This is a genomic window from Vibrio sp. D404a, assembly GCF_030248535.1.
In the GTDB taxonomy this organism is placed as follows: domain Bacteria; phylum Pseudomonadota; class Gammaproteobacteria; order Enterobacterales; family Vibrionaceae; genus Vibrio.
This window is the reverse complement of sequence record NZ_JAHGAJ010000010.1, coordinates 70,354-80,361: the sequence shown is the minus strand read 5'-3', so window position 1 is coordinate 80,361 and position 10,008 is coordinate 70,354. Positions and strand designations below refer to the sequence as shown.

General features: G+C 45.6%; 8 protein-coding genes. 7 read left to right on the top strand and 1 reads right to left on the bottom strand.

Translation table 11 applies throughout. From position 1 onward, the window contains the following. Positions 1-48 precede the first annotated feature (48 nt). Complete coding sequence (locus KI655_RS07105) at positions 49-813, bottom strand: transporter substrate-binding domain-containing protein (protein WP_285403082.1); 765 nt, start codon at positions 811-813, stop codon at positions 49-51. A 266-nt stretch (positions 814-1,079) separates the two neighbouring features. On the opposite strand from KI655_RS07105, the gene KI655_RS07100 reads away from it, so the two are divergent. The 7 genes from KI655_RS07100 (at position 1,080) to KI655_RS07070 (ending at position 9,894) form a co-directional block, all read left to right on the top strand. After that, complete coding sequence (locus tag KI655_RS07100) at positions 1,080-1,958, top strand: NAD(P)-dependent oxidoreductase (protein ID WP_285403080.1); 879 nt, start codon at positions 1,080-1,082, stop codon at positions 1,956-1,958. A 339-nt stretch (positions 1,959-2,297) separates the two neighbouring features. Next, entirely contained in the window at positions 2,298-3,329 is a 1,032-nt protein-coding gene (locus tag KI655_RS07095) for a hypothetical protein (RefSeq protein WP_285403078.1), read from the top strand. A 212-nt stretch (positions 3,330-3,541) separates the two neighbouring features. Continuing rightward, on the top strand, positions 3,542-4,846 hold the full coding sequence (locus KI655_RS07090) for an MATE family efflux transporter (RefSeq protein ID WP_285403076.1): 1,305 nt from the start codon (positions 3,542-3,544) through the stop codon (positions 4,844-4,846). A gap of 187 nt (positions 4,847-5,033) precedes the next feature. Then, positions 5,034-5,795, top strand: coding sequence for an ATP-binding cassette domain-containing protein (locus KI655_RS07085; protein WP_285403074.1), 762 nt, complete (start codon positions 5,034-5,036; stop codon positions 5,793-5,795). Positions 5,796-5,815: 20 nt separating this feature from the next. Next, positions 5,816-6,649 (top strand): ABC transporter ATP-binding protein, encoded by an 834-nt coding sequence (locus KI655_RS07080; protein WP_285403072.1) that lies wholly within the window; start codon positions 5,816-5,818, stop codon positions 6,647-6,649. Beyond that, complete coding sequence (locus KI655_RS07075) at positions 6,639-8,153, top strand: ABC transporter substrate-binding protein (RefSeq protein ID WP_285403070.1); 1,515 nt, start codon at positions 6,639-6,641, stop codon at positions 8,151-8,153. The genes KI655_RS07080 and KI655_RS07075 overlap by 11 nt, the downstream gene beginning before the upstream one ends. 4 nt (positions 8,154-8,157) lie before the next feature. Continuing rightward, on the top strand, positions 8,158-9,894 hold the full coding sequence (locus tag KI655_RS07070) for an ABC transporter permease subunit (protein WP_285403068.1): 1,737 nt from the start codon (positions 8,158-8,160) through the stop codon (positions 9,892-9,894). Positions 9,895-10,008 lie beyond the last annotated feature (114 nt).

Here is a 10,008-nt window from a genome sequence, read left to right as displayed (position 1 = left end):
CCGACTCAATCGAGTCGGCGTTTTATTTGTTGGTCGGGTAGAAGAGGACTACTTTAAAGAGTTCTTCTGTAGTAACTCATCTTCAACACCTTTGAGCTTCATCTCATCCATAATGAAGTTAACGGTGTTCAATAGACGCTGCTCACCCTTTGGAATCAAGTAACCAAACTGGCTGTTGGTAAACGGTGTCTCACAACGCGCTGCTTCTAAGCGTTCATCGGTGACTTGATAGAACAAGCCTTCTGGTGTTTCTGTCACCATCACATCGACTTTGCCTGTTGCAACCGCTTTAGGCACATCAAGGTTATTTTCGTAGCGAGTAAAGCTGGCTTGCTGTAGATGCTGGTCTGCAAACGCCTCGTTCGTACCACCAATGTTCACGCCCACTTTCACAGAAGGCTGATTCACTTTATCAATGGTGTTGAATTGGTCGGCTGTGCCTTTGGCAACGAGGAAGCATTTGCCAAACGTCATGTAACCTTGTGTTTGCTCAGCAGCGAGTTGACGTTGCATCTTACGGGTGATTCCCCCCATTGCGATGTCGTACTTGTCTGATTCAAGATCGGACAGCAGATCTTTCCAGCTTGTGCGAACAAGCTTAAGTTCAACACCCAGTTGTTCGGCGATGTGTTTAGCCACATCAATATCGTAGCCCGAATAGCCCTTGCCATCGAAATAAGAGAAAGGTTTGTAGTCACCCGTCGTCCCGACTCGGAGAGTACCGGATTCTTGAATGTCTTCGAGTTGGTCTGCGAACGTGAAACTGCTGACTGCCAGAGTAATAGAAGCGATCAATAAAGATATCTTTTTCATTGTTATTGTCTGTTGTGTTTGTTTGGAAGGATTAAACTAACAGAAAGAAGAGAAGAAAGAGATCAAACCAATGTGTAATTCGACTTTATAGCGAAAAGTGGTAATTAGTCTGACTATTTACTGACATATTGTCTGATAAATAGGCGACGATAAGCTTAATACGTCTAGCTGATCACAGATTCTTACTCAAGGTCATTGCACAATAGGTTTTGCACCAATATAATATAATCATACAATAACACATTACTTGAGTTTAGGAGTTAGTTATGACAAAACCTGTCATTGGTTTCATTGGCCTTGGTCTTATGGGCGGCAACATGGTTGAGAACCTACAAAAACGTGGTTATGAGCTAAACGTTATGGATCTTAACAAAGAAGCAGTTGCTGCTTGTGTAGCTCGTGGTGCAAAAGAAGCAACTTCTGGCAAAGAACTTGCGGAAAACAGCGACATCGTAATGCTATGTCTTACAACGTCTGCTGTTGTAGAAAAAGTAGTTTACGGTGACGAAGGTATCCTAGCGGGTATCAAAGAAGGTGCAACACTGATTGACTTCGGTACTTCTATCCCAGCTTCAACTCGTAAGATTGGTGAAGACCTTGCAGCGAAAGGCGCAGGTATGATTGACGCACCTCTAGGTCGTACACCAGCTCACGCTAAAGATGGCCTACTAAACATCATGGCTGCTGGCGACATCGAGACATTCAACAAAGTTAAACCTGTTCTTGATGAGCAAGGAGAAAACGTATTCCACCTAGGTGCTCTAGGTTCAGGTCACGTAACTAAGCTTGTAAACAACTTCATGGGTATGACGACTGTAGCAACAATGTCTCAAGCATTTGCTGTTGCAAAGCTGGCTGGCGTTGATGGCCAACAACTGTTCGACATCATGTCTGCAGGTCCATCTAACTCTCCATTCATGCAGTTCTGTAAGTTCTACGCAGTAGACGGCGAAGAGAAGCTAGGTTTCACTGTAGCAAACGCGAACAAAGACCTTGGTTACTTCCTAGAGATGGTTTCAGACCTAGGTACAGAGTCTCTAATCGCTGAAGGTACCTCTAAGAGCCTACAAGCTGCTGTTGATGCAGGTCTAGGTCAGAACGATGTACCAGTGCTGTTTGATTACTTCACTAAGCTAGAGAAGTAATACAAATAGACCCTGCTCATGAGGATTTTTCTTCCTTTTCTCTCATGAGTAGGGTTGCTTATTTGTCTGACTTAATTGTCAATAAACCAACCTAATATCATCAACTACAGCGCTACTTCTTTGTGCGTTTTTTTCGCCTTTCTAATCATTTTTTCCATTCTATTTTTTATCGAAAGTTCTCTTAGTCTAGAGATTTCACAAGCATTAAAGATCTTAAAAACCAATATTTTATTCGTGTGCGATCTACGCAGACAGAAACTCCATGTTACTCTTAAATCATAATAGAGTGAGAAATTCACAATTCTGACTTGCGAATATCGGTTTAAGAGAGAGGTAGGCATGAAAGTGTCTAAGAAGGAGCGCAGAATCATTGGTAATGCGCTTGATGAGTGGCAATCCCAAGGCGTTTTAACACAAGAAGAGCATGACAAGCTGGAGAGTACCTTTGAGGTGTCGGCTTTTGATTGGACTCAGATCGCGCGTTACTCATTCACCATCGCCGTGACATGTGTTGTATTGGCGACATTATCCTTTGTGTTTGATGAGTGGTTGATAGAGCTGTTCAAGAGCATCTTTACTGCGCCAGAACTAGCAAAGAGTCTGTTTTTCTTAGCTGGGGCTGTCGGCTTTTACATTTTCGGTATTCGCAGAAAGAAACTTTACCCAAGCAAAGTGTTGGCCAATGAGGCGCTGTTTGTACTCGGGATGATCAGTACCGCGTTGTCGATCTTTTTCTTGGGTAAAGTGATTGAGACCGAGAACCTCGCACCGCTCATTCTGCTGGCTGCGGTGATTTATGGCTTGATAGGCCTTTGGTTGCCATCGCAAACCGTCTGGATATTTGCCTTGATAACACTCGGTGCTTGGTTTGGGTTTCACTCCTACCAAGGTCAGTTAGACGGGTATTACCTAGGCATGAACTACCCATTACGATTTGCTGTGTTTGGGGCTCTTCTATTAGCGTCTAGCCTTTATCTGCTTCCAAAAGTGTCCATTGCTACCGAGTTTGAAAGCGTGACTAAGTTTGTCGGGCTTCTGTATTTCTTCTTTTCACTTTGGCTACTCTCCATATTTGGCAACCATGCTGATTTTAGTATTTGGTTGGATGTAGAGCAGTTCTCGATTCTGTATTGGTCTATTTTACTGCTGGTGGCTTCGTTAGCGGCGCTCTATCTAGGCTTGAAGTATCATGACGACATGACTAAAGGCGTTGCCTTGGTGTTCATCTTTCTGAATCTCTATAGCCGTTTCTTTGAGTACCTTTGGGAAGGCATGCACAAAGCTTTGTTTTTCGCGATTCTCGCGGTGAGTTTTTGGTTATTGGGGACTAAAGCGGAGAAGATTTACCAGTTGAAGCTACCCAAGACTTGATGTGTTAGAAAACATGTCAGACAATATTAACAATTGATATTAATTATCATTAACTTTATCATCTGAGCACTTTCTTGATTAAGGTAAATATTCGCCTCTTTCGACTATGTTACCTTGATTAATGTGAATCTCTACTTGAGAAAGCAAGAGCCTCGAATCTACGGAGGCTCTTTTTTTGACTTAAACTCACCACTGTTCCGAGTTAAACCCGAATGAATCTGACTCATAAAGATTATTTTACGATTGCTTTTCCTTTTATTGTCTCGACTGTTACGCAACCTTTGCTTGGCGCGGTCGACACTGCCGTTATTGGTAAACTCGGTGTCGCTGAGCTGATTGGTGGCGTCGCGATCGGCACCGTTATCATGAACACCTTGTACTGGTTGTTTGGCTTCTTTCGTGTCAGTACAACAGGTCAAAGTGCTATTGCGCTAGGCAGAAACAGTCACTCAGAACAGGCGAGTAGTCTGTTTCGCCCATTTGTACTGGCTTTGTGTGTTGGATTGATTTTCATAGCGCTGCAATCACTGATTTGGATGGGCGCAGAATGGATCATCTCACCAGATGCCGCGGTGGGTGAAAACGCGAAGATCTATTTTGACATCATGATTTACGGCGCTCCGTTTGTACTGTTGAACTACACCATCATCGGTTGGTTAATGGGGCAGGCCAAAGCCAAAGAAACCCTGTTCACACAAGTGTTTGGTAACGTGCTCAACATTGTGTTGGATATCGTGTTTGTACTCTATTTTGATATGGGGATAGCAGGCGTCGCAGTTGCTACTCTGATAGCACAAGTTACTACATTTGCTATCGGTGTTGGCTTTGTTTTCAAGACATGTCAATTCTCGCTGTTCGAACATCTATCTACAGCCAAAATGTCCAAGAAAGATCTGAAAGTCATTATGTCTTCGAATATGGACTTGCTGTTACGTACCATCTGTATTTTGGTTTTCTTCAACATGATGGCTCGCGTCGGTTCGCAGCTTGGCTCAGACGTATTGGCAACTAACGCGATACTGATGCAAGTGACCTTCATCGTCAGCTACATGTTCGATGGCGTGGCGAACGCGTCGAGCGTCTTTGCAGGTAAAGCGGTGGGCCAGAAGAACCCTAAGTTGCTTGATAGTGTGATTAAGCTGAACACTCAGTGGACGACGGCGTTTATTGTGGTTTTGACGTTGTTAACTGTGATTTTCAAAGAGCAAATCGTTATGTTGTTTACGACGTTACCCGAACTAAACACCTTGTATCTTGCGATGAGCCCTTGGTTATTGGTGTTTCCATTGGTCGCAGGCTATGGACTGACGTTTTACGGTATTTTCACAGGGACAGGTACAACTAAACCGGTCAGAAATTCGAGCTTCATAACGCTGATTGTTTTTTTGATTGTACAGTTACTGGCGGTGCCGCAGTGGGGTAATCATGGTTTATGGTTAGCCTTTACACTTTTTTATGTTGGACGTTTCGTTTTCTTATATCCATCCATCCAACAAGTACGAAATAAGTGTTTGTAACTATATATTTATAAAGCAAGCCAATTTATTTGGGACTATTGAAATTCCTAACTAATAAGGGGCGGGGTGACTCGCCCTTTATTCTCATAAACAGAGAAAAGAGTAAGATTTAACCCTTACGAGATGTTTTCTTCGCCAAACCCTCATGATAGTATTGTTATGTTATATTATTACAAGCTAAGCTGTCGTGACTACACAACCAATACTCGCCGTAAATCAACTCCAAATCTCGGATTCTCATCACTCCTTTTTTAGCAATATCACTTTTACTCTAGCTGAGGGTGAAGTACTTGCCGTTATGGGGCCTTCTGGGATTGGCAAATCAATGCTATCTAAAGCTGTTGCTGGTTTCTTACCTAAAGATGTCTATGCTCATGGAGAGGTCTTTATCAACGGTAAGGAAGTGAGTGCACAAGCTATGCTGCAACGAGAATCGGCACAGAGACCCGCTGTTATTTTTCAAGATGCACTGCAAGCTCTTAATCCGTTGGCGTCGGTTGAACAACAGCTGAGCTTGGCGTTAACCAATAATAAAACTCGTCTCAATGCGGCTCAACGAACCACGGTTACCGCCCTGTTGGAGCAGCTTGGCTTTAATGATGCTGAAATGGCATTGAAGCAGTATCCGAGTCAGCTTTCTGGTGGTCAAAGACAACGTGTCTGTATTGCCATTGCTCTGCTTGGTCAAGCCAATCTATTGATCGCTGATGAGCCGACTAGCGCGCTCGACCCCATTACTGAAGCGGAAATTCTCACGCTGTTTAGAGACAGTATTCAACAGAGAAACATTGGTGGCATGTTGATCACTCATGACTTATCTGCGGCACTGGCTTGTGACAAGCTGCTAGTCATTGCTGAAGGTACGATGGTCGCTTACGGCTCTCCGAAAGAGGCGATTACTTCGAGTGACCATGAATTCTGCCAACAATTGGCTTTATTGCTTCCTTAGTTCAAGAGCTGGAGTGCAACATGCATAACCATACACAGCCTATGTCTGCGCAAGTTCGTTTTGAAAATGTGAACGTGCATTATTTTTCAAAGCCAGCTTGGCTTGGCGGTAAACCGTTTAAAGCGCTCGATCAGTTGGATCTAACTATCGAAACACAGAACCTAGCGATTGTCGGTCCATCGGGAGCGGGCAAGTCTACACTTATTGAGCTGCTTTTTGGCTTGCGCAAACCGACATCGGGCGAGGTTTATGTGTGTGGTCAGCCGCTGTCATTGAGCTCAGAGAAGCAGCGTCGCGCTTTGTGTCAGCATATTCAGCTTATCCCACAAGAGCCGCAGTCCAGCTTAAACCCTTACTACACGGTAGAGCAGCTCTTGTTAGAGCCGCTAATTAGTATGGGCTTAACTGAGAACAAGCAACAAAAAATTGAAGATGCGATGCGAGATGTTGGCTTAGACCTAACACTGCTACCTCGTCCGTCGCGTCGCCTTTCTGTTGGTCAAGCTCAAAGGGTGGCGATTGCGCGAGCATTGATCGTCGAACCATGCGTATTGGTTGCGGATGAACCCACCAGCAGCCTAGATCCGGTGAGCCGACAACAAATTCTCGACCTATTTATTTCTATTCAACAGCACCGTCAGATGAGACTGATCTTGGTCACACACGATCTCAATGCCGCACAGGCCTTGTGTGACGATATCTTAGTTCTTGATAAAGGCAGCGTTGCAGAACACGGCGACGCAGACCAAGTGATGAATAAACCCAAACATATGACTACTCAAGCTTTATTGAGTGCTCAGCAAACAAATCATGAATTCACAAAAACCATTGGAGAGGTTTCGTATGCACCTTAATACGCCTAAGTTAGCCGTTGCGTTAGCGTTAAGTACACTGCTAACAGGCTGTTTCGATTCTGAAGAAAAGAAACAAGAAGCTGAAGTTACAGCGACACCAGAATCATCAGAAATCCGTGTTGCTATGATGCAACCACCAAGAACAGGTCTGTCGCCGCTGTCTGACGATGCGTTTAAGTTATCTCGTTGGAGCACAGCTGAAACACTGGTTAACCTGAGCGATCAGTCGGTTGCTGAGCCTATGCTAGCAACTGAATGGGAACAAGTTGATCCTATGACTTGGACGTTCACAGTTCGTGAAGGCGTTAAGTTCCATGACGGTTCGGACCTTACTGCTGCGGCAGTGGTTAACTCGCTACAACAAGCTTTAGATGCTGCGCCGAAGCCACGAATCCTTGATGGTATCGAGTGGCAAGTTGAAGCAATTGGTGACTTTAAGGTACAGATTAAAACAACGTTTAACGATCCTCTTCTGCCAAGTCGTCTATCAAGCCCGCAACTTTCGATTCTATCGACTGCTGCGTACCAAGAAGATGGCCGTGTGAACTCGATTAAAGCGGGTACAGGTCCATTTATTCTGACTGAAATCAACGGTACTACCAGCGCGAAACTGACACGCTTCGATGGTTACTGGGGCGAGAAAGCAAAAGTTGAAAACGTTCTAGCTGAATACGTACCAAACGGTTTTGCTCGTGCGGCTGCTCTGCGTACTGGTGAAGCAGACGTTGTAGAAGCGGTTCCTGTTTCTCAAATCGCGATGATGGATCAGTCTCAACTGCACGAAGTTGCGATGCCTCGTACAAACACGCTTTACTTGAATAATCAGTCTGAAGTATTCAGCCAATTTGCTCTGCGTAAAGCGGCAGGCCAAGCGGTGAACCGTGAACAAATCATTGAAACAGTTTACGAAAATCACGCTGACCTTGCTAAGGGTCTATTAGGTCCAGCACTAGCGTGGGCTGCACCAGTTCGTGATAAGAATCCTCGTATGGAAACAATGGAGATTCGTGAAGCAAACGGCGAGAAGATCACGATTGGTACCTTTACTGACCGTGCAGAACTGCCGGAAGTTGCGGTTCTTCTAAAGCAACAGCTAGAAGCGGCTGGCTTTGTGGTTGAGCTGGATGTTCGTGAATACGCTCAAATTGAAAATGATGCACTTGCAGGTAAGTTTGATGCCTTCATCCTATCTCGTGCGACTGTTCTAGATTCGGGTGACCCAGTTGCTTACATGCAGAGTGACTTTAGCTGTGACGGTTCATTCAACCTAGGCCAGTTCTGTTCTGAAGAGGTGGATGCTGCGCTAGACCATGCTGACCGTCAACCTCTTGGTGAACTGCGTCAACAAGCAATTATTGAAGCTGAAAACTTGATCCTTGGCCAATACGCGGCGATTCCTCTATTGCACGAGCGTGTTATTCAAGGCGAAAGCGACCGAGTGAAAAATGCACAGCGTGACCCACGTGAGCGTCGCCTGATTGACCAGTTTACTGAGGTAAACTAAGTCAATGTCACTTGTTGCTAACATGCGCTTCAATTGGGGCGCGTGTATGCCATGGCTGTCACGCTTGCTTTCGTTAAGCGTGGTAGTGGTACTTGTCGGCTTAATGCCTGATATCGCTGGGATTGACCCAAGTCAGGCGATACTGCGTGCGCGAGCGGGTGCTCAGCAGTTGATGACTCCGGAAGCTCTGCAAGCGATTCGCGCAGACTTACAACTCGATCGCTCAGCGATGGAACGTTTGTGGGACTGGTTAGTGCTGGCTGTTCAAGGCGATCTCGGCGTCTCTTGGGTAGACGGCTCACCTGTTATGCAGAGTGTTCAGTCTACGGCAAAAACATCACTGTTCCTTATGGCATGCGCACTGTCATTGACCTTGGTGTTCTGTCTCATCAGCGTGCTTTTTACCATTCATCGCTGGCAACAAAACCGACTCGATAGTCAACACAACAGCTTAAGCTCTGTGTTGGTGTCTCTACCCGAGTACGTTATTGCATCACTGCTGATTTTGGTGTTTGCGATTTGGCTAGGGTGGTTTCCGCCTTATGGCTGGACGAGCACTCAAAACCTTTGGTTACCGACGCTCGCGCTCGCGTTACCTGCAAGTGGTTTATTCAGCCGCTTATTGAATGACAGTTTGATTCGTGTTCTTGATGAACCTTGGGTGATTACTTGGCTATCGGCCAACATCAGCAAATTTCAGATCTTGAGATTTGCCTTGTGGCGAGCGCTGAGTAACCTGATCCCTCAGTTAGCGATGATTGTGATCGGTTTGACTGGCGGGGCAGTTGCGGTTGAGCAGATTTTTTCGATTCCGGGTATCGGCCGTTTGATCCTTGGCGCAGCGAAGTCACAAGATCTACCTCTGTTACAAGGTGGTTTGTTGGTCTTGCTAGCGTTCTCGATTTTGATCAGCAGCATCAGCATCATGATTCAACGTGCTTTGCTTGGACACAGTGCCACCAGCGGAAAGTTGATCAGTAGCCACAGTACATTTAGGTTTACAGAGAATCGAGCTAAAAGAATCGCAAGCTTGACCATCTTTGCTCTACTTATCTTGTGTGCAAGCTGGGCGTTGATTCGCGATCCTTACCTCATTCAATTCTCTAGACTCGCACCACCAAGTCTTGAAGCGCCTTTTGGTGCCGATGCTGTTGGTCGTGATCTGCTTGCTAGGGTCGGTGGAGGCATGTTCTCTACCATGAAAATGGGGATACTGGCGACCTTCCTAAGCCTAGTGATTGGCTTGTTGCTTGGTTTTGTGACTCGATACAGCCAAGGGCTTATTGAGATCACCAAAGCGGTTCCATATATCGTAGCAGGCCTATTGGTGGCTGGTCTAACGGGGATGAACCCAAACAGTGCCTTAATCGCTATTGTACTGGTCTCTTGGGCGCCATTAGCTGCGCACTGTTCGAGCTTAGTAATGGAAGCTAAAGCGCAGCCTTATACACATTTGGCTCCAGTTTGGGGAACCAGTCGTTTGCGTGTTTTGCGTTTTTACTTGCTCCCTTACGTGCTACCACCACTGGTAAGGCACGCACTGTTGCGACTTCCAGTTATCACCCTGAGCTTAACCTCATTGAGCTTTATCGGTCTAGGTGCGAAGCCACCAGAGCCGGAGTGGGGCTTATTGATTGCGGAAAATCTACCGTATATTGAGCGCTCTGCAGTGGGCGTTATTGCCCCGATTGCTGGATTGGTCATGCTCTCGGTAGCAATAAACTTGTTGTTTGATGATTAGGTTTTGATAACTACTTGTTTTATGACGAGTGGCCAACGGCAAACGCTGCACAATGACTAAAGTAAAAGCCTCTTGGTTCCATGTGACAAGGGGCTTTTCTATTTGCGACGTACT

Excerpts from the sequence above, each read along its gene's own strand:
- KI655_RS07105 (WP_285403082.1), bottom strand. The coding sequence starts at position 813 with ATGAAAAAGATATCTTTATTGATCGCTTCTATTACTCTGGCAGTCAGC.
- KI655_RS07100 (WP_285403080.1), top strand. The coding sequence starts at position 1,080 with ATGACAAAACCTGTCATTGGTTTCATTGGCCTTGGTCTTATGGGCGGC.
- KI655_RS07095 (WP_285403078.1), top strand. The coding sequence starts at position 2,298 with ATGAAAGTGTCTAAGAAGGAGCGCAGAATCATTGGTAATGCGCTTGAT.
- KI655_RS07090 (WP_285403076.1), top strand. The coding sequence starts at position 3,542 with ATGAATCTGACTCATAAAGATTATTTTACGATTGCTTTTCCTTTTATT.
- KI655_RS07080 (WP_285403072.1), top strand. The coding sequence starts at position 5,816 with ATGCATAACCATACACAGCCTATGTCTGCGCAAGTTCGTTTTGAAAAT.
- KI655_RS07075 (WP_285403070.1), top strand. The coding sequence starts at position 6,639 with ATGCACCTTAATACGCCTAAGTTAGCCGTTGCGTTAGCGTTAAGTACA.
- KI655_RS07070 (WP_285403068.1), top strand. The coding sequence starts at position 8,158 with ATGTCACTTGTTGCTAACATGCGCTTCAATTGGGGCGCGTGTATGCCA.